Here is a 23554-nt window from a genome sequence, read left to right on the forward strand (position 1 = left end):
AAATGAATAGAGAGGAAATTAAGAAGAGTCTATTGGATATTATGGACCCTTACATTGATGAGAAAGGTGTTACCACCAGCATTTCTGAAAGCTCAGATTTGATCAATGACCTGAACATTAATTCTGCCCACCTGGTGGATATTGTATTGGATATCGAGGAGAAGTTTGACATCATGATCGAAGATGATTTTATCGGTAAAATGGACACTGTAGGTAACGCACTGGATATTATTGAAGAGAAACTTAACGCATAAATGCGCATACGGCAAACAGCCAGCTTATTCTTTGCCCTTTTTGCTAATTTAGTTGCTACAAGTCAGCAGGTAATAACACCAGACTCGTACTCCCAGTATTCCTGGGATTTTGAGCGACTCATGGATCGTGACAGCTCTGAACTAATGCTGCACTATACTATCAAGTCTCATGGAGCAGACCCGATCCAGCTGTTAAATCCACTGGTAAGGCTAAGTTATAATTCTACCCTTCCATATGGGTACGATGATGGTGCCGTTTGGCGAGGTGTGGGATACAACATGGAAGCTCATGCTGGGATAAGTGGTTCCAAAGGAATTTTTTCCTACACTTTTCAGCCTGTATTCTTCTTTGCCCAAAATGCTCCCTATCAGTTAGTTAGACTATCTCAAAGTGCCAATGCATACAACTATCAATTTATCCCAGGTAGAATTGACTGGGTACAACGCTTTGGAGACAAGCCATATGCCCAGATTAACCCTGGTCAGAGTGCGGTAAAATTAGCCAAATGGGGCTTTCAGGTATCTATAGGAACTCAGAATTTTAAAGTAGGCCCAGCCATTCACTTTCCTATATTAATGAGCAACAATGCTGCAGGACTCCCCTACCTGAATATTGGAACAGATGGTGGACAAATGATTCATTTTGGTGAATTTGAAATTGGTGAATTTGAATCCAATTTCATCTATGCCAGGATGAAGGAATCTCCATATTTTGATGCGAATGATAGCAATGATAATCGCTACTACAATTCCATGCACTACGGATTTAGTCCAGCTATATTACCAGAGCTGACCATCGGATTCAATCGAGTGCTTTATAAACAGTCCAGATACTGGGCACTGAAAGACCTTGGGGCCCCTTTCTTTGATCAATTTAAAGAGGTCAAAGTAGTTAATGGGGATACGATCACCTCTCCAAACGATTTCTTTGACCAGATGGCTTCTATTACAATGGAATGGAAGTTTCCCACTGAAAACTTCAGAGTTTACGGTGAGTATGCCGTAAATGATCACACGAACAAAACCATAGAACCAGAGCATTCCAGAGCTTATGTACTTGGACTTCAAAAATTATTCTCCATCAGTACTTTAGACCTGATCATAGCCTATGAGCACGCCAACTTAAGCAGAGGTCACACCTATCGTTATAGACCTGAGCCCACTTTTTACCAACATTACTTCAGTCGGCAAGGTTATACCAATAATGGCCAAATAGTCGGCAGTTCTACAGGGCCGGGAAGTACGGCTGATCATGTTGAGCTAAAGGTTAGATCTAGGACTAAACAGTTTTTGGTCGGTATGTTTTATAGAAGGACAGAATTTGATAAGGATTATTTTTCCACTCATAACCCCGATTCTGACAAACACCATATTGGTTTAGATATTGGCCTAAAAGCATTTATTGAAAGAGATCATCTGATTTTTGGGTTGGAAGGAGTCCATACCTATCAGTTTAACCGTTACTATGTTGAAGGAAACAATAAACGAAACTTCTATGTCGGATTTAGCGCATTGGCGAAGATTAATCAATAAGCTACCCCTATTTTTTTATGTTCTGGCTGTTACCCTCACGCTCATCACGGGTTGTAATTCCAAAACGGGAGATGAGGGAAGTGCAGAAAAGATTGATGATAGTGAATTGTGTTACATTCACTTTTACATCATCAACAACCAGGCTAAAATCTACATTGATGGTGAACTGGTTCATGACACACAGCCCATCAATGGAAAAATAAGCTCCGAACGAGATGTCTCCTTGTCAAAATATCTGACTAAGGGAAATCATACCATTAAAATTGAACTATGGAACGGTGAAGGCATGCCGGGAGACGAGTATGACAAATACTGGGAAATCTATTATGAGATCTTCTTGAAAGGCGTTCCGATAGACTACATTCATGAGCAAACAGACAATGGAAAGCCAGGTCTTGTTTGGTCTGGAGAACATGAAATTACGATTGAATAATGCCAGGAATCGACCTCATTGACTTAAGTGATCCGCTGCTCCGAAAACGAGAAAAAAATGCACTCAGGCTGATTACCCACCCCGATGACAAATGTCCAGATGAGTTGGGGTTTTGGTACCTATGGACAGCCAAAGAAGCTGTTTTTAAACTCAGACGGGAGCTGATCAATTTTGACCCTAAGGAAATACCGATCTCTATCATCTCTACAAACGATGGTATAACCTTTACAAGTGGCAATACTCACGGCTTTTTTAAAGTAGACGAGGAAGTGATCTTAGCAGTAGCTCATACCTCCGAAGAGGAAGTTGGCTATGAGTTCATCCAATGTGAAGATCGGGATCAATCAACTAAACTCCGACAAAAACTAACCGATCACCTCCTGAAAAAATTCGACATTGTCACTGAAATCAGCTCGGATGGCGATGGATTGCCCGTAATAAAAGTGAACAATCAACCCGTTTCGCTCACTCATCATTACCACCATATGGCCTTTGCCTACGATGCAGGTCAGATTAAAAAGTACCTAGCCCATTAGCCATTAGCACAGCGCATAATGGAATCAATAGTAAAATAGCCAGTTCGGCATAGATGAGATTTCTGATTTTGGCAGGTAGTGACACGTATTCGTCTTGTTCTCCTTTCCTATTTTTCATGAAAAACACTGTTGGTATGATCGAAAGAATCCCAACCAGCGTAAACAAGACCAGCTTCAAAATAAATATCCAATTGTAAGAATAGAAATCAGCTGGTTTACCAATAGCAAACCAAAGAGTAAATCCTGCTCCTAAAACAACCATAGTGGCCAAACCATACACCATATCTACCCTTGATAATCGCGCAATCTCACTACGTTTAAGTTCTGGTTTTAAAAGTAGTGCCTCTCCTACCAAAGAGCCTACCACGGCAAAAATGCCGATGAAATGAACGTACTTCACCAGTATGAAATCAATCATGCTTTACAAGTTTTATAAATAATTCTCTTCCTGCTCTTGGTTTTATGGAATTGTATGCAAGTTCCATTTTGTCCACATTAAAATGCACTGAAAACAACGAATCATACTCCACAGCACTTCCACCATATGGAGGCTCATCAGATCCAAACTCGTGATTCCACAGCAATCCGATTACTTTTCCCCCAGGCTTGAGCAAATCATAACACTTTCTGGAATAGGCTCTTCGCAACTTTGGTTCCAACGCACAAAAAAATGTTTGTTCTATAATCACATCATAGCTCCCACGATGATCAAAAAAGTCCTCGTTGTGCAGATGGGCACTTGGAAAATCATCTGTTCTTTCCTGGAATTGCTTGATCACTCGATCAGATATATCTAATACGTGGACCCGTTCAAATCCATTTTGGTGGAGGTATTCGGCCTCATATGCGTTGCCAGCACCCGGAATAAGAATTTCAATCTGCTTATTTCCAAGCTGATCAAAGTATTCCTTAAGTGGTGTAGTGATCTCACCTGCATCCCAGCCTGTTCGGTGTTGATCGTACCTGAAATTCCAATAGGATTTATTCAATTCAACCATATCCAAAATCATTATCGTATCTTTGAAACGAAACTGTTTCAATCAAAGTTAGCCCTAGCACCGTACTTCTAACATAAATCAAATAAGCAAGTGAAAGTTTTTGGATACATAGGTTTTGTCGTTTTGTTTTTTTTAACACTATATGGGGTCCATCATTTCATAGATGGCTCTCAACCAGCAACTATCACCAGTGAGGTAGTCGAACCCGATATTCTTCTTTCCAATACCAAAAAGTATTTCCAACAAGATTCGCACGAGCGCAGTATGGAGCACCTGATGAAAGCCATTCGATCAATAGAACGTATTGAGCAGGATATCGATGACTCAAGTAAATTGAAAGTAGATAAGGCTGTAAATGATCTGAAGCTCATCTATGCCGAAATGAGACATGATACTTTCAACATAAAAAAACTCAATGAAGCCAGTGTAAAGGCCCTAAATGCACTGACCTACGCCGAACTCAAAGTGACCGAACACTTTGTGGAATCACATCATCTGGATAAAGCTCGCGTGGCACTTAACTATGGCATTATGCATATTAAAAACGCCCTGATGTTTTCAGAGGGAAGTAAAAAGGACTATGAAGTGCAACTGTACACTGAGCTTGACTCACTAATAGAGCATGGCCACTACACCGACAAGCAACTGATTCAACAGCTCGAAACAATGATCGATAACCTGGATGACGTGCGCATAACCAACATGGATTAGTACGGTTTCATGTGATTGTAGTAACTTATCATGGTCATGGATAAACAGGAGATACTACATCAAATTAACGCCTCAGAAAACAATCGGGTAAAACTAGCTATCGTAGATATTGATGGCGTAGTGAGAGGTAAAATCGTTCACAAAGACAAGTTCATGTCTAGTATTGACGGCTCTTCCGGTTTCTGTGATGTGGTCTTTGGTTGGGATATGGCGGATCAATCCTACGACAATGCCAAAGTGACCGGCTGGCATACTGGATACCCAGACGCAGAGTACACCCTGGACCTTTCTACTTACAGAAAAATACCCTGGGATGAAGAAATACCATTTTTCCTTGGTGATTTCAGCAAGATCAATCATCCTGCCTGCCCCAGAACTTTATTAAAAAAAGTCATCAAAAAAGCTGAAGCCATGGGAGTACGGCCGCTATTCTCTCAGGAGTTTGAATGGTTCAATTTTGATGAAACACCCGACAGCCTTCACGACAAGCAAGGCATAAACCCCAAACCATTGACCACAGGGATGTTTGGTTATTCATTGCTCAGAGCATCACAAAAATCAGACTACTTCAATGACCTATTCACCCTTCTGGAGGATTTTCGCATACCGATAGAAGGTCTACACACCGAAACTGGACCAGGAGTATATGAAGCTTGCATTCAATACACCGATATATTGGAAGCGGCAGACAGAGCCGTATTATTTAAGTCCTCAGTTAAAGAAATCGCCAGTAAACATGGAATCATGCCAAGCTTTATGGCCAAGTGGAACAGCGAACTTCCAGGATGCAGTGGGCATGTGCACCAGAGTCTCTGGAAAACCGGTAAAAACCTGTTTAGTGACAACAAAGATCCCATGAAAATGTCTGACTTCCTCAAGTCTTACATTGCTGGGCAGTTGCTCTTACTACCAGAGATACTACCTATGTTTGCCCCAACAATCAATAGCTATAAACGACTGGTAGAAGGCGCCTGGGCACCAACCACTATTACCTGGGGAATTGATAACAGAACTACAGCATTACGCGTGCTTAATAGCAGTGAAAAATCCACCAGACTAGAGACTCGAGTGCCAGGATCTGATGTGAACCCTTATCTGGCCATGGCAGCTGCACTGGCCACTGGCTTGTACGGCATAGAGAACCAATTGAAGCTGACCATTTCACCAACCATTGGCAATGGGTATGAAGATAAGTCCAACGGAACTTTGCCCCCTGATCTAAAAACAGCAACCGAAAAAATGAAAAACTCGGATGTTGCCAAATCCCTTTTTGGTGAGGGATTTGTTGACCACTTTTGTAGGACCCGCGAATGGGAACACCGTCAGTTTGCCGCCAGCGTGACCGACTGGGAGCTGAGACGGTATTTCGAAATCATCTAAGAAGAGAACATGTATCAGAATATAAACTTCATCAAGATAATTGAAGATGCCTGGCATGAGTATGACAGCTCTAGAAAAATCAAAGCTGTTGAGGACATCAGTGCCAAGGTATCTACCAATCACGTATATCGCATCCGATTTGAAGATGACGATATCACCATAGCCAAGTTATCATACTTTGGAAAGTTTGAGCACTTCGAAGAAGATCACAGTATCATCAACGCTCTGGCAAATAACCTACCAGCACCTTTTGAAAACTTTCTAGCCAAATCACTAACCAAACACGGTAAGTTATTTATCTACCGACATACCGACAGTGTTATGGATGCGTGGGTGGTATTTTACAATCCTATCAAAATCGACCAGAAACCAGATAGAAAACAGTCAAAAGAACAAATCTCGATCCTGGGAGGCGAACTGGCAAAATTTCACAAGGCGTGCTACAAAGTAGTTAACACACTTCCTCCTACGTTTAAGCAAACAGGTGATGACATCAACCACTTGTTAGAAATACTCAAAACAGAGCGAGGTAAATTTGATCACCGTGGACATGAGGATGTGATCCGACAGCAATGCGACCTCTTCATGGAAAACTGTGAGCAAATTGGTGTGTCCAATATGACCTCCATTCCCGTTTTTGTGGACTGGAATATTGGCAACTTCTCAGTGAAAAATGATTACTCTTTTTTCAGTCGGTGGGACTATGACTGGTTCCGGATGAGTACCCGTATGATGGATTTCTACTTCTTCAGCCGGGTGTGTTCAGAAGTTGGGGATCGCACGGTGTTCAGCTATCTGATAAATCCCTTGATGGAAGACCGATTCATGATCTTCCTTAAATCCTACCACAAGGTGTACCCGTTGACCGAACCAGAAATCAGGATATTAAAAGAAACCTATCGATTCTTTATACTGAACTACGTGATTAAAGATGGTCGATACTTTTTCCATGAGTTTTATGCTAGCAGACTCCAGTTTGAAGCCTATGAGACCTATTTCCCAAACATCGACAAAAGCTTCGATGTGGATAAGATTTTAAAAGCCTTAAACCTCTAACATGGACCTGACTTCTTTCAAATCCATCGTAGATCAGTACGAAACCATATTTTTTGACGCATTTGGGGTACTAAAAAACCACAAAGGACTCATACCCGATATCAAAAAGACTTTTGATTATCTCGAAGAGCGAGGAATCAATTATTTTATCCTCACCAATGATGCATCCAGAGGTCCACGGGAGCTAGCTCAGTCATACCAGGACAAAGGCCTTCACCATATCACCATGGACAAAATAGTCTCCTCGGGTATGCTGGCCAGGGAATACCTCAAGCACAAGGTGAAGTCAGGAACCATCGCTTATTTGGGTACTTTCAGGTCAGCGCACTATATCGAAACATTAGGTCTCGATACGCTTTCTATTGCTCACATGGACCTATCCCAAGCTGACGAAATCAGTGCCATGGTATTTTTGGATGACGAAGGTTTTGACTGGTACCATGATCTTAACAAAGCGGTAAACCTACTTCGGTTTACAAACGTACCGGCTATCGTATCCAATACGGACCTCTCCTATCCCATGGATCAAAAACAAGTCGCCATCGCTGTAGGTGGCATTGCCAATATGGTGGAGTCTGTGGTGGGTAAAAGATTCATCCGGTTCGGTAAGCCAGATGCTCAGATGTTCATCTTTGCTCATGAGCATTCCATTGCTTTGGGTGGCACCTCTGACAAGGATAAGATATTGATGGTTGGAGATACTCTGACTACAGATATCATTGGCGGCAATAAGTTTGGATTGGACACTGTACTGGTGTTGACGGGAAACACCCTACCGAAACATGCCGATATGATGATCGAAACGTCTGGTATTGTGCCAACATACTTATGTGAATCGGCAGTTGTATAGAAAAAAAGGCTTCCAAAATTGGAAGCCTCTACGCTTTTATAGAGCCTTCAACGCTCCTTCATAATCTGGCTCATCCACAATCTCACTGACAAGCTGCGTGTAAGTGACCTTTCCATCTGCATCAAGCACCACTACGGATCTGGCAGTCAATCCCTTCAAAGGACCATCCGTCATCTCAATTCCATAATCTTTGGCGAATGTATCACTTCGAAATGCCGACAATGTTTCGACTTTATCGATTCCTTCTGCCCCACAGAATCGAGCCTGAGCAAATGGCAAATCTTTAGAGATACAAAGAACCACAGTGTTGTCCAGCTCAGAGGCTTTCTTGTTGAACTCTCGTACCGAAGTGGCGCATGTACCTGTATCGATACTTGGAAAAATGTTCAGGACAACCTTTTTCCCCTTGAAATCACTTAGAGAAACCTCGGATAAATCAGTCTTGACCAGTTTGAAATCAGGAGCAGCGGACCCAGAAGATGGTAAATCACCGGATGTGGATACTGCATTGCCTTTTAGTGTTACTTGTGCCATGTTTAATTTTATTTAGGAATATAACTAACCATTTTCATATGTGTTTGAAGAGTATGGATAAATCAAAAGCTCTTCCCAATTATTTACCTCAAGTCCATTTCAAAACCTCCATTTCACTGAAGATCAACCTACCTATTGATCAGGTTGCTCCATATTTGGAAAGCATCGACTTTACCCAGGCACGAATAAGCAATTGGTTGTTTAAGCTAAGAGGTATTCAAGTGCCTGATGGTAGTGGTTTTGACACAGGTTCACACGATCTATTTGTCAAGTTACCAGTCAATGAAAAGGACACCCTGGCACTTGGCGTGGTGGGAAAGTTTTGGAGGCCGGATGGCCAGCTTGTAGCTTTGTCGTCAGATGAATTCCTTTCATTCTCGGATCCTGCCTATGCGAAATCTACTTGGATATTTCAACTAAAAGAAGTAAGCAAAGAGCTGACAATACTGAATTTCGTAAACCAGATTTACTGCCCCAATCAGAAGGTCTATCGGAAATTTCAACGATATTGGACTCTTATAAAACCTTTCAGTTATTTGGTCAAACTAGAAATACTGATGAGCTTTCGAAAACAACTGAACCGCTTGGATCTAGAATAGTGCTTACGTGGAAACTCGAAAAATTATCCATATTGACATGGATGCGTTTTATGCTTCCGTGGAGCAGCGTGATAATCCTGAACTGAAAGGAAGACCAATTGCCGTAGGCGGAAATAAAGAACGAGGTGTAGTTGCAGCAGCTAGTTATGAAGCGCGAAAATTTGGGGTAAAATCTGCTATGCCATCAGCTATTGCCGCCAGAAGATGTCCTGGTTTGATCTTTGTAAAGCCACGATTCGAACGGTACCGGGAAGTATCGAAAATCATACACCAGATATTTCATGAATACACTGATCTGGTGGAGCCATTAAGTCTTGATGAGGCCTATCTTGATGTAACCAGCACAAAAATAGGCAGGCCTTCTGCTACCCTCATCGCTAGAGAAATTCGCCAAAAAATCTACGAACGTACCGAACTTACTGCCTCAGCAGGTATTTCCTATTGCAAGTTTCTGGCTAAGACCGCTTCTGATGTCAACAAACCAAACGGCCTGTTTGTGATTCTTCCACAAGATGCTCAAGAATACCTGAGAAAGATGCCCATACATCAGTTTCATGGCATTGGTAAAGCTACTGCCGAAAAAATGAAGGTAGCAGGGATATTCACCGGAGGTGATCTCAGGAAAAAGAGTTTGGAGGATTTGGTCAGGCGATTCGGCAAATCCGGGTCATACTATTTCAGTATCTGTAGAGGCGTTGACAACCGACCAGTCACTCCTGATCGGGAGCGTAAATCCATCAGTGCCGAACGAACTTTTGATCACAACATCATGAAGCTATCAGAAGTACAATCAGAATTAGATCGAATCGCGGAAATCACATTTTCCAGATATGAAAAAACAGAAGCACAAGGCAAGACCGTGACGGTCAAAGTGAAATATGGAGATTTCAAACAGATTACCAAAAGCCATTCCTTAGAGTCAGCCATTACTGAAATTGGTCAACTAAAATCTCAGCTCAACCAACTTGCAACAGATGAAATTCTCCGACCAGAAGGTATTCGACTACTTGGAGTTGGTATTAGCAACTTCCTGGAGACTCAGCCCAAACCAGCTTTCCACAAGCAGTTAACACTTAAATTTTGAACTTAATATACCAATCGGTATATTTGTACTGTGAGAAATCCAGAACAGACCAAATCACTCATTGTAAGCAAAGCCATATCCATTTTCAATAAGAAAGGATACCGGGCTACTTCACTATCAGATATCACCAAAGCAACAGGCATGACAAAAGGTGCCATCTATGGCAATTTTGACAATAAAGATGCGGTGGCAGTTGCCTCATTTCAGTACGCTACTGAAAAAGTATTAGGTGACCTGAGAACAAAAATCAAAGCTGCATCATCAGCTCCCGATAAGCTAAAAGCAATTCTTGACTATTATGATGGATATGTGGAAAATCCGCCTATAGAAGGAGGATGCCCTGTTATTAACACCTCTGTGGAGGCTGATGATGAGCATCCCTTGCTTCGAATGAAAGTGGTGGCCATGATCACCATGATCAAAGACTCACTTAAGCAGATCATTCATAGAGGAATTCAGGAAGGACAGCTTCGAAAGGAAATCGATGTAGACTTATACGCTAACATGTTTTACTCCACCATCAAAGGTGCCCTTTTGATTTCTCGCGTAGAAGGCAATGCGAGAACATTCGATTCGATCAGAAAGGGTCTGTCCAAACAAATAGACGCTATTGCCTTATAAAAAATTTTTTAACCAATAAAATACCAATCGGTATATTATGACCAGAACAATAACCAAAATCAACGCCGGAATTCAAGACACTAGCCGGCCATCAGAGCGACCACCAAAAACCAACTGGAAAACCGAGCTGGTCAAAAAAGGTCTAGCTACTCTACAGCACATTTCGCCAGGTAAAACAGCCGAAGTGGTGTGGCATTACTTTACTAAACCCGGGACAGTACGGTTTAAAGAATCTCACCTTGAGTTACTGGATCAAGCGCAAACATTTTCATCCAATTACAAAGGATATCGCATCCAGGGGTATCGATGGGGAACCTCCGGACCAAAGGTCTTACTGGTACACGGTTGGAGATCGAAAATATCCGATTTCAGGAGAATGATCTTCACGCTGGTAGAGGCTGGATATATAGTGGAGGGCCTAGATATGAAAGCTCATGGCAAATCTGAAGGCAAGCACACGGCCATTCCTGAAATGCGTGATATCATCAAGGATCATTATGTGAAGGAAGGTCCATACCATGCAGTGATTGGGTACTCCATTGGTGGATTAGCTGCCAGCATGGTATTGACAGAGGTAGGACCAGCATTACAACCCAAACACCTTTTTATTATTGCCTCCCCTCCATATGTGCGGTATTTCTTTAAAGACATCATTGATGATCTAGGCTTTAGTAATGAAGTGTATGAAGCAATGGCTAAACTCGTGAAGTCCAATTATCATGAAGACATTGATTATTTCGACTTACGGGATAAACAGCATTTACTACAGAGCGTGGACATGACTCTGATCTATGATGAAATAGACAAAACAGTACCGTTCGAACGTGGGAAAGAGTTGTTTGAAAGCTATCCAGATGCACACTTCGTGCACACGACAGGTTTGGGCCATTACAAAATCATAGCATACGAGGCTGTCTTCAAAGTCATTCTAAAACAAATGAAGTCAGAAATGATTCCTTCATTTACAGCCTAATTTGTTGCTGGAGTTTATCTTTGAATAAAAAAATAAACCAATAATGACTCTACTGGATATCAATGCATACACATTGTTTTTGCACCTTCACTCTGTAATCAGGTGGGTGGTTTTAATACTGGCCGTAATTGTCACTATAAAATCCATGATGGGGATGTTTGGAAACCCTGTATACGGAAAACTGGATAATATTTTTTCAGCCGCTTATGTGGGGTTGATGGATTTAATGTTTCTCATTGGACTGATCCTTTATGTATTTCTCAGCCCAATCACTCAAAGTGCATTCAATGACTTTGGAGCAGCTATGAGTAATGCTTCTATTCGATTTTGGGCTGTTGAACACATTACTGTAATGATCCTGGCCATCGCACTGGCACACATTGGCAGAAGTAAAGCCAAGAAAACTGCTGATGTGAAAAAAAAATACAAGTTCCAGGCCATTTTCTTCGGAATCTCCTTTCTGCTAATGCTTGTAGGTATTCCCTGGGATAGATTTTAAAAGCTACTGCACCAAATGACACTGAGCCAGAAGAAATTCTGGCTTTTTTTATTCTTTCCAGATTGTCTCCAGAAAGTGACCTCATATTTGTCTCAAGTTCTTTGACATAGTGCAGACACTCTAGTAACAAGTGTTACATGCGGTTTTTGAGGATTGTTTCTTTTTGCAAACCAATACACTATTGAAGTGTATTATATTCACAACATCACTTGAAACAATCAAAACATCTCAATTAACCAACATGCTCAAAACCTTTGTAAAAATGAGTATAACTCTGTGGATAGTTATGGCTCAAACATCAGCTATACATGCCCAGGAAGTACATGGAAACCCCAATGTTTGGTATTTGCTATTGGCCAATCACCACCTCACCGATCAGTGGAATATAGGAACTGAGTTGCACATGAGGTATGACGATTGGATGAGTGACAAAGAGCAGTTCCTTTTCAGACCTTATGTCGATTTTAATACCAGGAAGTCACCAAACGTAGTGTACACATTTGGCTACACTTACATCAAGACTTTTCCATACGGAGACTATCCAGTGGCAATTGATAAGCCGGAGAACAATATCTGGGAACAGGTCACTTTCAAACATCAGTATGGCAAGCTGCAAGTTCAGCACCGGTATCGCCTGGAGCAGCGATGGCAAAGAGATATTGTTTACAATCCAGTGGATGATACCTATAGCCTGGACGGGAACACATTTGGAAATAGATTCCGATATCGACTCACGCTTACCCAACCACTGAGTGACAAGGTATTTATCAATGCTTTCGATGAGTTATGGATCAAAGGTGATAAGGCATTGCGTGCAATTACCTATGATAGAAACTGGTTATATGTGGCTCTAGGTTATCACCTTACCCCAGACATTTCGCTCCAGCTAGCCTATCTGCACCAGTACGCAATGAACAACCCAAACTTGTACGAAAGACATCATGGACTGCAGGTCACTGGATCCATCACATTATGACATTAAAGACTTAGGTTAGGTCAGTAGAGGTCAGCCATAGTGGCTGGCCTTTCTTTTTTACTTTTTCCTAAAAAACTTACTATTCCTTAATCCCAAACCTAAAAACAACACACCTGCTGCAGTCATCCCAAACAGGATAAGTTTTTGAGAGGTAGTGGCCTCTGTAGGCTGTGATGAGGACAAACTATCTGTAACGGAGTCCTGTGACCAGCCTACAGTACCAATTAGCAATGTGATAATGGTAATCGATTTTCTCCAGTTCATACATCAAATATAGTGGAGTCGATCACATTGTCACAATGGTAAACTCTACGCGCCTATTTCTCTGACGACCCTCATCAGTTTCGTTGCTATCAATTGGCTTGGCTTCACCATAGCCCTTGGATACCAGTCTGTCTGCTGCTATCGACTTGCTCACCAGATAATCCAGCACTGCCTGTGCACGAGTCTGTGAGAGAACCTGATTGGCAGCATCTGAACCCACATTGTCCGTATGCCCTGCTATCTCTATCGTCATATCGCTGTATTTATTCAATAGATCTACCAGACGGTTGAGATCTGCATACGATGTTTCTCTTAGGGAGGATTTGCCAAAATCAAAGAAGATATTGTTGATCAAAACCGTCTGTCCCACTTCAATAGGTGCCAGGTATAGATTTCTTTCTATTTCCGTATACCCATTGGCTTCTGGAATAGTCAAGTTGTCACTGACGGTGATGAAGTTGTCTTTACTCGCCAAAAAACTGTAGGACTTTCCTGAAGTAAGAACCAGCTTATAGCTACCATCTGATGCCAGTGAAGTAGCCCTTCCGATCTCTTCGCCAGTATCGAGATCTCCATATTGTATGGCAGCACTAAGAGGCTCTTGTGTCTTTTGGTTCAATACTTTACCATAGACCAGCGTCACTGGTTTTGGCTTTGCTGCATCGGGTATTTTGATGCGGTAGATATCAAGATCTCCTTCATATGGCGAGTTGGAGACCACATAGGCATAAGCGCCAGATGCAGGTATAGTATAGTAAGCATCCCAGTTTGGCGAATTGATTTGAGGGCCCAGATTCTGTGGTTCGGACCAGTTGAGCCAGGTGTTGTCCAGCCGCCGGGTCATGAAAATATCACTACTACCAAACCCAGGATGACCGGAGGTAGAAAAATACAAGGTAACATCATCTGCCGCTAGAAAAGGGCTATCCTCATCAAAGTCTGTATTGATCACTTCGCCAATATTCTGAGGCTCTGACCAGGTACTATCAGCCCCGAGAAAGGACACATACAGGTCTTTAGAACCTCGATGATCATCGCGCTCGACTGATGAGATCAACACTTTTCTGGAACTGGAAAGGCAGCTCTCCGTGTAGTCGTTGTAGTTCTGATAGTTATTGACTATTACTTCCTTGGGCACCTCCCAGCCATTATCGGTTTTTTGGGTGTAAGAGAACCCACTGCCTCTCGAACTACCATCTGAATTGTAAGTGTTTCCAATCATCAAGGCGTTGTTATCTGGCGTGACACTGATGACGAAGTTATGTCCAGCGTTATTTACCGGAGCCCCAAACTGCTCAGCTTGCTGCCATTTACCTCCAACAAATCTCGAATACCAGATGTCCGAATGCTCACGATCCCCCGTATTGTCCGGGTGACCATCTCTATTGAAATAGAGGGTTAATCCATCGGCTGAGATCACCGGTGCTTTCTCTGTATAGGGGGAATTGACCTCAGGTCCTAATGGCTCCCTAACCAACTCCACATCATCTATCCCTGGTACGAGATTGATGTCTTTATAGTCTTGCTTTACTTCTATGAAGTCAAATTCCACACGCATCTCATTATTGAGGATAAAACCAATACGCTGGCCATATATTTTAAGATCATTAGCGGACATGGTTTCCAGCACGTTCTTGTTGACAATGAACCGAAACTGATCTCCTTTTCGCTCCAGCACGATCGAGTTTATTTCATTCATCTCATTGATAGCATCATTTGTTTTCCAATCGGTCAGCGCTTTGTAGGTCCCATTGTCATAGCTCGCAATACGGTAGTAACCATTGGAGCTGATGTAAAAGAAATTGGAGTTATTGACATCCTCGGTGGCAAACACTAAACCGTATCCGTGATTGGTGATCCCGCTTGTTTGCCTGGCCTCTATTTCTATACGAAAATCCTTATCGTATTCGGTATATACTTTCTTGTAGAAATACCACGCCCCACTTTCGGTCTTTTTGGAAATGATGTACTTGCCATTTTGTATGTAAGAGGTGTATTCTTCTTTGGTGGCAATAGTCCAGTCATTTCTATTGTCTCTGAAGTCATCCCTAAACACGGTCTTTTGAGCATGTGTAGCATAAGAGAGCATGGAGGAGAAGAAGAGTAGCCAATAATATTTCATGAGATTGAAGATTTTAGGGTAAAGCTAGAAGCCCTGCTGCGGTGATTCCATACCCTCCTGAGGGTATTTTATATCATTTTATTTGAAATTATTATGTAGTTAACTACGTTAATCCTAACTTTATGTAGACGACTACATAAATATGAAAGACTTTGCTAAAGAACTTGGTTGCTTGGGTTTTACCATGCGCATTAAACGCATTAGCGATGCACTCATGCATGATGGCAAAAAAATGTATAAGCAGCTAGGTCTTGATATAGAACCCAACTGGTATGTGATTTTCAGGCTCCTCAAACAGGAAGGTGAACTTTCTGTCACTGAAGTCTCCGACCGAGTTGGAATGGCGCATCCCTCCATCATTTCTCTTACTAACAAAATGATAAAGGCAGGCTACCTGACTTCTAGCCAATGTACAGACGATAACCGGCGAAGACTGCTCACTTTATCTACCAAAGCAGAGGAAAAACTACCTGAGTTCGAACGTGTCTGGAAAGCGGGAGAAGCTGGGGTAATCGATGCAGTAGCAGATACAGAAATCATGAATGCTCTGACGCTGATTGAAGAACGATTTGGAGAGAAAGGATTCAGAGAACGTACACTTGACAAACTAAACAATAACAAATGAATGCCACTAATCAAGATTTGCGCGTTTCGATTCTAGGCTTTGAGTCAGACCTGGCGCATCATTTTTCTGAGCTAAACTACGAATGGCTCAATCAGTATTTTGAAGTAGAAGATCATGATCGCGAAATGCTGGATCATCCTCAATCCTATATCATTGATAATGGCGGTCACATTTTTTTCGCTAAAGTGAATGATGAAATAGTCGGAACGGTCGCATTGATCAAAGAAGACTCTGACACCTACGAATTAGCCAAAATGGGAGTCACGTCTAAATATCGAGGATTACAGATTGGTAAAAAACTAATGGAACATGCCATCGAATTCAGTAAATCAATCGGTAAAAAAAGGCTGGTACTGGAGTCCAACACCAAACTTACTCCAGCCATCAACCTGTACATCAAAGCAGGGTTCAAAGCAGCTCCGTTAAATGAGTGTTCACCGTATGCACGTTGCAACATACGAATGGAGTTGGTTTTATGAGTATTGAAGTGCTTGGTTATCTAGCCATTGCTGTTGGGTTGATCGCAATGTCTTGCAAGGAGATTATTTGGCTGAGGAGTATCCATTCCATTTCTGCACTTATATACATTGTCTATGGTAGTATGATCGAAGCGTTACCGATTGTCGTTGGGGGATCTGTATTCCTCCTCATTCATATGTATCACTTAGCCAGGCGAATCCTTGTCAAATAAAATGGGTAATAAAACATTACGGTACTTTCTGGCATTTGCCGCCATCTATTTGATTTGGGGCACTACTTATTTGGCCATAGTTATTGGCCTTAGGACGATTCCTCCCTTTCTGATGGCCTCTATGCGTTTTGCCATAGCAGCTATCCTGCTGATAGGATATAGCCTGCTGAAAGGTGAGGGAATTCCTTCACTAGCATCTCTAACCAAAAACGCTATCATAGGTACTACAGTGCTGGCAGGTGGTCAGGGGTTACTCATATGGTCAGAGCAGCACATCGCATCGGGTTATGCATCGGTTTTGGTAGCAACTCTGCCGGTATGGTTTATAGTTTATGACAGATCCAACTGGACATACTACCGACAAAAGCCCTCAATTCTGATAGGAGTAGCATTAGGTTTTACTGGTATTGGTGTATTGTTTTGGGAGCAGCTCAATGAATCTGATGACAATACCTCTCACCTTCAAATACTCGCTTCCATACTGGTGCTAGTCGGAGCGATGTGTTGGGTAGCGGGTACTTTATACAATCGGAGCAAACCAGCTGTGGGTAGTATTTACAAAAATCTGGGCTGGCAATTGGCCTTTGGCTGCATTAGTTGTCTGATTATCAGTCTGGTTCTTGGAGAATCTTTCACTAGCCTCTCCTCAGCTTCGCTGGAGTCACTTTTAGCTGTGGTCTATCTTGCAGTGGCCGGGTCTATCATCGCCTATGTGGCTTATACCTGGCTCCTATCTGAGTTTCCTTCAGCCATTGTAAGCACTTATGCCTACATCAATCCGGTGGTCGCAGTGTTTCTTGGGTGGCTGCTTGCAGAAGAGCGAATTAGTACCCAACAGATAGGTGGAATGATCATCATTTTGACCAGCGCTATTCTGATCAATCGAAACCGATAACTCAGCCTTTTGGTATAGTGATCAAAAATCTGGCTCCCCTACCCGATTCGGAAATCAATTCCAGATCTCCATTCAGTTGATTGATATATTTCTTAACAATAGACAGTCCGAGCCCGGTAGACGTCTCTCCACCGGTAGGTTTAGCGGATAGCTTTTGAAACCGCCCAAACATCAACTCCTTATCTTCGGTGGAGAACCCCGGTCCCTCATCTTGTACGGAAAACACAACTTTGTCTTCATGACAGTCTGCCGCCACGGTTACCACAGAGTTTTGTGGAGAGAACTTGACAGCATTGGACACCAGGTTTTCCAATACCTGCAGTAACAAGAGGTGATCTGTGGTGATAAGGTACTGTTCTTCGCACGGGTGGAGGTCGATACTTATCTGTTTGGGTGCGGCCACACTCCTGTATCGCTTAACAATGTCATTTAACAAATGACTGACATACACTGGCTCCTGGAGGATATGATGTTTCTCAAGCGCATTTTCATCCAGCATCTTATTGATCATTTGATTGAGCCGCTGGGTGCTCTTGCTCATCTGCACCAACATCTCCGCCTGATCCTGGTCCAATTCACTCAGTTGTGCTTCCAAAGCACTTGTGAGCCCAATAATTTGACCCAGAGGTGATCTCATATCATGAGCCAGTATATTGACAAGATTATTCTTCTCCTCGTTGATATTGATCAGTTGACGATTTCTATTAGTCAATTGTTCATTCTTAATAGCAATGGCTTTCTGATGGCTTTCGATCTGGCTTTTTTGCCTACTCAATTCTCGCTGTACGCGTCTGTTGTTTATATACAGGAAGATTAAGACAACAATGAATACCGTGGTAATAATGATCCCAATGATTAGCAACTGGCGATAACCCTGCTCCTCTTGCAACTTCAGGTTGGCATTTTTAATGAGCTCTAGCTGGAGCTCCTTCTCTTTGGTCAGAATAGAGGTACTCAACTGATCCGACTCGTAAACGCGATCAATGAAATCATACAATTCCCGACCCAGGTATTTGGAGATGCTTTCCGAGACCAAATCGGCATATTTAGGGTCTTTAAGAAACTCATTGAATGGCTCATCCCAATCACTGTGGACAGGCATAATAATCCCATATCCATCTCCTTTAATGGTGAAAAAGTTTTGACGAGTGAGGTCTCCTCCTCTCTTGATTAGCATCAAATAAATGGGCAAGTCGATAAAACCAAACCGATTGTCGGCACGAGCTATTTCCTCCAGTATATTCTGTCCACTAGGGATGTACTTGATATCAAAATCTACACCAAGCTGATCTTTGAGCTCAAACAACATTTGTTCATAAGTGGTACTCTTGATGGTAACCGCCTCTTTACCCTCCATGAAGTCATCAATCTCCTCGAATGTGCGAACAATCGGCGTACCCTGACTAGAGACCAAGACAGTAATATCTGGCATGTAGGGGTCGGTAAACTTCATCACTTCTGCTCGCTTTTTGGTAATGGAAAAAGCTGATATCCCAAAAACATTTGGTTGTTCAGAAGCCTTCACTCGCTCCATAATGGCAGGAAAATTGGTGTCTTCAAACCAGTTGAGAGTCAACTCCACTTTATACTTATCCCTGACAAACTCTTTAAACTCCTCGAGCATTTCAGCCTCCATACCTACCATCTTGCCCTCCTTTTTCTCCACAAAAGGTCTGGAGGTATACCAGGCAAGGTTAAGAGTAGCTTCACCAGTTGCTTTCGCTTGCTCCCATGATTGAGCATTGATCAGAGTAATCCCAGTAGCTAATACTATATACAGTGTTAGGCGAAGCATCCCATTAAATTCTCTAATAATAAAGGACTGGACAATTGCATCTAAGTGAATGGGAATAATCCATTCTGAATGAGGTAATTCTACTCGTGAGATGACCAAAGCCTCAGGGATATTCTGACTATTATATTTAGTAATACCTATTTACTGATTTTTATGGAAACTCCATTCGTCCTCAACCAAGCATCTAGATATTGTCATAGAACTGCATTAGCCATTGGGTTTCTTCTTTGTACAGCATATACATTTGCCCTGATGAAAAAGAAAAATAACCGACCTATAGAAATAGACCTGATCAATTATGGTCGCTACAGCGAATGGGATCGGGATAATGAAAGTCTACCGAAGTTCATCGAGCTCACAGATACCATAGAGGCCGCTTTGGGAGTAGAGTTTGGTATGATTGTAGAAATCAGAAAAGCCAGAGGCAGATACCTTCAGTTTGAAATTGATCATCCCCCTTTTAAAGATCAAGACGGCAACACAGAACCACCTTTCACCGGAACCTTCCGCGTGAAGCACAATCCATTTCATTTCTTTCTGGGGGACACTGTATGGGATCCCATTGAAGACAAACGAGGCTATTGGAAACTTTCTATACATTTGGATGGTAAGATGTTACTCTCCAAAACCATCAATATCATATAGCTCATGTTAATTGATCCTGAAATCATTACCATTCCGTCAAAAACCATGGCTGGGATGTCAGTAACCACTACACAGAGCTCAGTGCAGGATACCTTTCGGCTTTGGCAATCATTTATGCCTATAAAGAAGGAGATCAAGCACCTTATAGATGATAATCTTTATTCCATTCAGATATACCCGTCAAATCTAGAGATCGCCGCATTTGCTGCCGACACAGCCTTCCAGAAGTGGGCAGCTGTAGAAGTCTCCCAAGAGGCGCCATTGCCCGATGGAATGAAAACTCTGATAATTCCCAAAGGAGAATATGCTGTCTTTGTCCATCACGGTACTGCGGCAAGTTTCCCTAAAACTGCTCAGTACATTTTTGGACTTTGGCTGCCCAACTCAGTCTATGCCTTCGATTACCGGCCACAGTTTGAGATCATGGGTCCCGACTACCTGGGGCATGATCATGAAGACTCTCAAGAGCAAGTCTGGATTCCAATAAAAAAGAAAAACCCAAATTGAATAACCCCATGTGGACTCAAGAAAAAAATAAGAAGAAAGCAATGGCATTTTATGACCTCATGTTCAACAAATGCCAACCTCAAGCTGCGATCGACAAGTATGTTGGAGATGAATACATCCAACACAATCCACATGTTGCCAATGGCAAAGAAGGCTTCGTTGAGTATTTCGAGCGGATGCAAAAAGAATACCCTGGAAAGAAAGTAGTCTTTAAAAAAGCAATTGCAGAAAAGGATCTGGTGGTGCTTCACTGTCTTCAAACCTGGCCGGGAGATCAGGATTATGCCGGTATTGATATCTTTCGGTTCGATGAACATGGTAAAATCGTAGAACATTGGGATGTGCTACAAACCATACCCTCTAAATCAGCAAATGATAACACCATGTTCTGATTGGTTCAGATATCTTAGAATAAAATTTGACATGAAAAAATCAATAATCATTCTACTCCTTTTGGTATGTTTTGAAGTCAGTGCACAGAACTATCAGCCCAAGGTCAAAACCGACCACATCGCCATCGTGGTGACGGATCTCAGTAAGAGTGCGCAGTTTTATGCTGAAATTCTAGGTCTTGGCGAAATCACCAACCAAACTAAAAAATCAAATATCCGATGGTTTTCCTTTGCAGACGGTGTGGAGCTTCATTTGATCCAAACAAGCAAAGAAGGCATCCAGACCAAAAAAGATCTTCACCTGGCGGTTGCTGTAGATAATTTACCTGAGTTCATGAAAATGCTGCAGGCAAAGCGTATTCCCTTTGAAAGCTGGCAAGGTGAATCCGGTAAGTCTAACTCCAGACCCGATGGTGTCAACCAGGTGTATATTCGAGATCCGGACGGCTACTGGATAGAAGTAAATGATGCCAAAAGGTTCTAAGAGAATGGCATGCTGATGAACCACTGGGTAAAGGACTTCCAGAAATCAAACTGGTAAAAGTTCAATACCGAATAGTGATAGATGAGCAATACGATTAAGACAAATGGAAAAACTTTCGAACTCTTATTGGCTCTCCAGTCCCAGATGATCAACCCTAAAATGAGCACATCTGCCAGTAGAAACCCAAAAAACGGAACAATCGGCGCATTCCCAATTCTAGGAGCAAGTGGTACCAGACCAGGCATAAACTGATAGATCAATCGATCCGTCACTGGGGTGAAAAGAGGAAAGATGGTGGCGAGCATATACTTGCCATGGACCATCCGTTCTTTTCTAAAATACATTCCTAACCCATAAATAATCATAAAAGCAACCAAGGCATTGATGATCAATGCCACCACATACATGTGTAACTGGTTGACCTGCTGGACTCTTGCTAACTGAAAATGGATTAGGTTGACGGTGGAGACAATGATGAATGGGACCAATAGAAATGACAACTTACCCAGCTGTGAGTGGAGTTGAAACCTATTCCTCCTTATAAGTGTAGCCTGTGCGATCAGCAATACACACCAAAGGGTCATTCCGATTCCATGTAAATGAAGTCTATAATTGGGGACATTGGATAATCGACCAAAATATCCCGGCCAGAAGGCGATCAATGCCAGCACAGAAAAGACAATGAATACCCAGCTACTACGTCGATAAAGGAAATGTTGCATGATTAGGATTCAGGTTATTGAGAATAACCTGAATCCCTCATAAACAGTTTTAAAATTGTTTGAACCGCTCAAATGCCTCGCGTGTCAGTGTTTCGCGATGATCTGGATGTGCAATATCAATCAAAGATTTGGCTCTTTGCCGCAAGTTTTTGCCATACAGGTCCGCCACACCATATTCAGTAACGATATAGTGAACGTGAGCACGTGTGGTGACCACTCCGGCTCCTGGCTTTAGGATAGAGCTGATTTTGGAGTCTCCTCGAGCAGTAACTGAAGGCAACGCAATGATTGGCTTACCTCCTGGAGACAAAGATGCTCCACGTATAAAGTCCATCTGCCCTCCTACTCCTGAGTACATTCGGGTACCAATGGAGTCAGCACTTACCTGACCGGTAATATCCACTTCTATGGCACTATTAATACTAATCATCTTAGGCATTTTGCGAATGACTGCTGTGTCGTTTACGTATTGGATGTCGAGCATGCGTACCATGGGATTGTCATCCACAAAGTCATAGAGCTTCCGAGAGCCAAGCAAGAAGCCTGACACAATAACATCCTTATGTCGAGTTTTGTATTTGTTGGTAATTACTCCTTTCTCAACCAAAGGCACCACGCCATCAGAAAACATCTCTGTGTGGATCCCCAGGTCTTTATGATTGCCCAAACAACTCAGCACCGCATCAGGAATAGCCCCTATACCTAACTGTAGGGTAGATCTATCTTCAATCAACTCGGCAATGTGTTCACCGATTTTTTGTTCCTCAGCGGTCAATGGATGAGGTGGTAATTCTGGCAAGTCTTCATCCACTTCAATGTAATCAACAAAGCAGCTCATGTGAATAACCCCGTCACCATGTGTCCTTGGCATCTTAGGGTTAATCTGCGCAATAACCGTCTTAGCTACATCCACAGCTGCTTTAGAAGCGTCTACAGATATCCCCAACGAGCAAAATCCATGACGATCTGGTGGTGATACCTGGATCATCGCCACATCAATTGGCACTACTCCATTGCGAAACATTAAGGGTATCTCACTCAAGAAACTAGGGATAAAATCTGCATACCCCTCTGCTGTTGCCGATCGGCAATTGGCCCCTAGAAAGAAGGAATTGACATGAAAAGCACTTTGATATTCAGGTTTCGTATAAGGTGCCTTTCCCTCGGTATGCATGTGATAAATTTCCACTCCTTTCAGCTCATCGGCTCTTGTTGTCATGGCGTCCACCAGGACGTTGGGAGTGGCTCCTGCTGTATGTATATAAACATGATCCCCTGATTGAATATGTTTAACAGCACTGGTAGGTGTCGTTGCTTTTTTCATGTGGCAAAGTTCTTTTTTTGAGACAACTAGGATGCAATGGATGTCACCATC

29 protein-coding genes are annotated in these 23554 nt (G+C 42.4%); 21 read left to right on the plus strand and 8 right to left on the minus strand.

Features of this window, described 5'->3' with window-relative positions:
• The first annotated feature begins 2 nt into the window (after positions 1 to 2).
• Genes ACO067_RS02405 through ACO067_RS02420 form a run of 4 tightly spaced genes read left to right on the plus strand, consistent with a single transcriptional unit; the run spans position 3 to position 2756 of the window.
• Positions 3 to 254: an acyl carrier protein gene (locus tag ACO067_RS02405; protein WP_421870245.1), complete on the plus strand. Its 252-nt coding sequence runs from the start codon at positions 3 to 5 to the stop codon at positions 252 to 254.
• Positions 255 to 1787 (plus strand): capsule assembly Wzi family protein, encoded by a 1533-nt coding sequence (locus ACO067_RS02410; protein ID WP_421870249.1) that lies wholly within the window; start codon positions 255 to 257, stop codon positions 1785 to 1787. It abuts the gene before it with no gap.
• Entirely contained in the window at positions 1750 to 2220 is a 471-nt protein-coding gene (locus ACO067_RS02415) for a hypothetical protein (protein WP_421870251.1), read from the plus strand. Before ACO067_RS02410 ends, ACO067_RS02415 begins: the two co-directional genes overlap by 38 nt.
• Positions 2220 to 2756: a 4'-phosphopantetheinyl transferase family protein gene (locus ACO067_RS02420; protein ID WP_421870254.1), complete on the plus strand. Its 537-nt coding sequence runs from the start codon at positions 2220 to 2222 to the stop codon at positions 2754 to 2756. Before ACO067_RS02415 ends, ACO067_RS02420 begins: the two co-directional genes overlap by 1 nt.
• Here ACO067_RS02420 and ACO067_RS02425 read toward each other — a convergent pair.
• Positions 2734 to 3174, minus strand: a complete 441-nt coding sequence (locus tag ACO067_RS02425; protein WP_421870257.1) for a DUF2214 family protein — start codon at positions 3172 to 3174, stop codon at positions 2734 to 2736. The two genes, ACO067_RS02420 and ACO067_RS02425, sit on opposite strands and share 23 nt — an antisense overlap.
• The gene (locus ACO067_RS02430; protein ID WP_421870260.1) at positions 3167 to 3754 is read right to left on the minus strand and encodes a methyltransferase; all 588 of its coding nucleotides are present in this window, start codon (positions 3752 to 3754) and stop codon (positions 3167 to 3169) included. Before ACO067_RS02430 ends, ACO067_RS02425 begins: the two co-directional genes overlap by 8 nt.
• Positions 3755 to 3844: 90 nt before the next feature.
• On the opposite strand from ACO067_RS02430, the gene ACO067_RS02435 reads away from it, so the two are divergent.
• The 4 genes from ACO067_RS02435 to ACO067_RS02450 are packed head-to-tail and all read left to right on the plus strand — an operon-like array spanning position 3845 to position 7751.
• A complete protein-coding gene (locus ACO067_RS02435; RefSeq protein WP_421870263.1) occupies positions 3845 to 4465 on the plus strand; it encodes a hypothetical protein in 621 nt (206 codons plus the stop codon).
• 36 nt (positions 4466 to 4501) lie between these two features.
• Complete coding sequence (locus tag ACO067_RS02440; RefSeq protein ID WP_421870266.1) at positions 4502 to 5845, plus strand: glutamine synthetase family protein; 1344 nt, start codon at positions 4502 to 4504, stop codon at positions 5843 to 5845.
• Positions 5846 to 5854: 9 nt separating this feature from the next.
• Positions 5855 to 6901: a hypothetical protein gene (locus tag ACO067_RS02445; RefSeq protein WP_421870269.1), complete on the plus strand. Its 1047-nt coding sequence runs from the start codon at positions 5855 to 5857 to the stop codon at positions 6899 to 6901.
• A gap of 1 nt (position 6902) precedes the next feature.
• Positions 6903 to 7751 carry an HAD-IIA family hydrolase gene (locus ACO067_RS02450; RefSeq protein ID WP_421870273.1) on the plus strand — a complete coding sequence of 283 codons (849 nt, stop codon included), beginning with the start codon at positions 6903 to 6905 and terminating at the stop codon, positions 7749 to 7751.
• A 36-nt stretch (positions 7752 to 7787) separates the two neighbouring features.
• On the opposite strand, the gene tpx is transcribed toward ACO067_RS02450, so the two are convergent.
• Positions 7788 to 8285 carry a thiol peroxidase gene (gene tpx / locus ACO067_RS02455; protein WP_421870276.1) on the minus strand — a complete coding sequence of 166 codons (498 nt, stop codon included), beginning with the start codon at positions 8283 to 8285 and terminating at the stop codon, positions 7788 to 7790.
• A 53-nt stretch (positions 8286 to 8338) separates the two neighbouring features.
• Here tpx and ACO067_RS02460 point away from each other — a divergent pair, with 53 nt between their 5' ends.
• The 6 genes from ACO067_RS02460 to ACO067_RS02485 all read left to right on the plus strand — a co-directional run bounded on the left by ACO067_RS02460 (position 8339) and on the right by ACO067_RS02485 (position 13037).
• Positions 8339 to 8884 carry a hypothetical protein gene (locus ACO067_RS02460; protein WP_421870279.1) on the plus strand — a complete coding sequence of 182 codons (546 nt, stop codon included), beginning with the start codon at positions 8339 to 8341 and terminating at the stop codon, positions 8882 to 8884.
• A 7-nt stretch (positions 8885 to 8891) separates the two neighbouring features.
• Positions 8892 to 9968 (plus strand): DNA polymerase IV, encoded by a 1077-nt coding sequence (gene dinB, locus ACO067_RS02465; protein ID WP_421870282.1) that lies wholly within the window; start codon positions 8892 to 8894, stop codon positions 9966 to 9968.
• Positions 9969 to 9998: 30 nt separating this feature from the next.
• A complete protein-coding gene (locus tag ACO067_RS02470; RefSeq protein ID WP_421870285.1) occupies positions 9999 to 10589 on the plus strand; it encodes a TetR/AcrR family transcriptional regulator in 591 nt (196 codons plus the stop codon).
• Positions 10590 to 10626: 37 nt separating this feature from the next.
• Complete coding sequence (locus ACO067_RS02475) at positions 10627 to 11562, plus strand: alpha/beta fold hydrolase (protein ID WP_421870289.1); 936 nt, start codon at positions 10627 to 10629, stop codon at positions 11560 to 11562.
• 43 nt (positions 11563 to 11605) lie between these two features.
• Positions 11606 to 12061, plus strand: a complete 456-nt coding sequence (locus ACO067_RS02480; protein ID WP_421870292.1) for a hypothetical protein — start codon at positions 11606 to 11608, stop codon at positions 12059 to 12061.
• Between the two features lie 262 nt (positions 12062 to 12323).
• Complete coding sequence (locus ACO067_RS02485; RefSeq protein ID WP_421870294.1) at positions 12324 to 13037, plus strand: DUF2490 domain-containing protein; 714 nt, start codon at positions 12324 to 12326, stop codon at positions 13035 to 13037.
• A 57-nt stretch (positions 13038 to 13094) separates the two neighbouring features.
• Here the strand turns inward: ACO067_RS02485 and ACO067_RS02490 are convergent, their stop codons facing one another.
• Positions 13095 to 13301 (minus strand): hypothetical protein, encoded by a 207-nt coding sequence (locus ACO067_RS02490; protein WP_421870297.1) that lies wholly within the window; start codon positions 13299 to 13301, stop codon positions 13095 to 13097.
• A gap of 22 nt (positions 13302 to 13323) precedes the next feature.
• On the minus strand, positions 13324 to 15423 hold the full coding sequence (locus tag ACO067_RS02495) for an OmpA family protein (RefSeq protein WP_421870301.1): 2100 nt from the start codon (positions 15421 to 15423) through the stop codon (positions 13324 to 13326).
• Positions 15424 to 15565: 142 nt separating this feature from the next.
• Here ACO067_RS02495 and ACO067_RS02500 point away from each other — a divergent pair, with 142 nt between their 5' ends.
• The 3 genes from ACO067_RS02500 to ACO067_RS02510 all read left to right on the plus strand — a co-directional run bounded on the left by ACO067_RS02500 (position 15566) and on the right by ACO067_RS02510 (position 17634).
• Positions 15566 to 16048 (plus strand): MarR family winged helix-turn-helix transcriptional regulator, encoded by a 483-nt coding sequence (locus ACO067_RS02500; RefSeq protein ID WP_421870304.1) that lies wholly within the window; start codon positions 15566 to 15568, stop codon positions 16046 to 16048.
• Positions 16045 to 16527: a GNAT family N-acetyltransferase gene (locus tag ACO067_RS02505; RefSeq protein ID WP_421870307.1), complete on the plus strand. Its 483-nt coding sequence runs from the start codon at positions 16045 to 16047 to the stop codon at positions 16525 to 16527. Before ACO067_RS02500 ends, ACO067_RS02505 begins: the two co-directional genes overlap by 4 nt.
• Before the next feature lie 213 nt (positions 16528 to 16740).
• Positions 16741 to 17634, plus strand: coding sequence for an EamA family transporter (locus ACO067_RS02510; RefSeq protein WP_421870310.1), 894 nt, complete (start codon positions 16741 to 16743; stop codon positions 17632 to 17634).
• Between the two features lies 1 nt (position 17635).
• Here the strand turns inward: ACO067_RS02510 and ACO067_RS02515 are convergent, their stop codons facing one another.
• On the minus strand, positions 17636 to 19429 hold the full coding sequence (locus ACO067_RS02515; RefSeq protein WP_421870314.1) for an ATP-binding protein: 1794 nt from the start codon (positions 19427 to 19429) through the stop codon (positions 17636 to 17638).
• 252 nt (positions 19430 to 19681) lie between these two features.
• Here ACO067_RS02515 and ACO067_RS02520 point away from each other — a divergent pair, with 252 nt between their 5' ends.
• The 4 genes from ACO067_RS02520 to ACO067_RS02535 are packed head-to-tail and all read left to right on the plus strand — an operon-like array spanning position 19682 to position 21457.
• Complete coding sequence (locus ACO067_RS02520) at positions 19682 to 20074, plus strand: DUF3859 domain-containing protein (protein ID WP_421870317.1); 393 nt, start codon at positions 19682 to 19684, stop codon at positions 20072 to 20074.
• 3 nt (positions 20075 to 20077) lie between these two features.
• Complete coding sequence (locus ACO067_RS02525) at positions 20078 to 20581, plus strand: GyrI-like domain-containing protein (RefSeq protein WP_421870320.1); 504 nt, start codon at positions 20078 to 20080, stop codon at positions 20579 to 20581.
• Positions 20582 to 20589: 8 nt separating this feature from the next.
• Positions 20590 to 20973: an ester cyclase gene (locus ACO067_RS02530; RefSeq protein ID WP_421870323.1), complete on the plus strand. Its 384-nt coding sequence runs from the start codon at positions 20590 to 20592 to the stop codon at positions 20971 to 20973.
• Between the two features lie 31 nt (positions 20974 to 21004).
• Positions 21005 to 21457 (plus strand): VOC family protein, encoded by a 453-nt coding sequence (locus tag ACO067_RS02535; RefSeq protein ID WP_421870327.1) that lies wholly within the window; start codon positions 21005 to 21007, stop codon positions 21455 to 21457.
• Here ACO067_RS02535 and ACO067_RS02540 read toward each other — a convergent pair.
• Positions 21454 to 22179, minus strand: a complete 726-nt coding sequence (locus ACO067_RS02540; RefSeq protein ID WP_421870330.1) for a hypothetical protein — start codon at positions 22177 to 22179, stop codon at positions 21454 to 21456. The genes ACO067_RS02535 and ACO067_RS02540 overlap by 4 nt on opposite strands.
• A gap of 49 nt (positions 22180 to 22228) precedes the next feature.
• Positions 22229 to 23503, minus strand: coding sequence for an acetyl-CoA hydrolase/transferase family protein (locus ACO067_RS02545; RefSeq protein ID WP_421870332.1), 1275 nt, complete (start codon positions 23501 to 23503; stop codon positions 22229 to 22231).
• Positions 23504 to 23554: the final 51 nt, after the last annotated feature.

It is taken from the genome of Marinoscillum sp., from assembly GCF_965229915.1.
Lineage (GTDB): Bacteria > Bacteroidota > Bacteroidia > Cytophagales > Cyclobacteriaceae > Marinoscillum.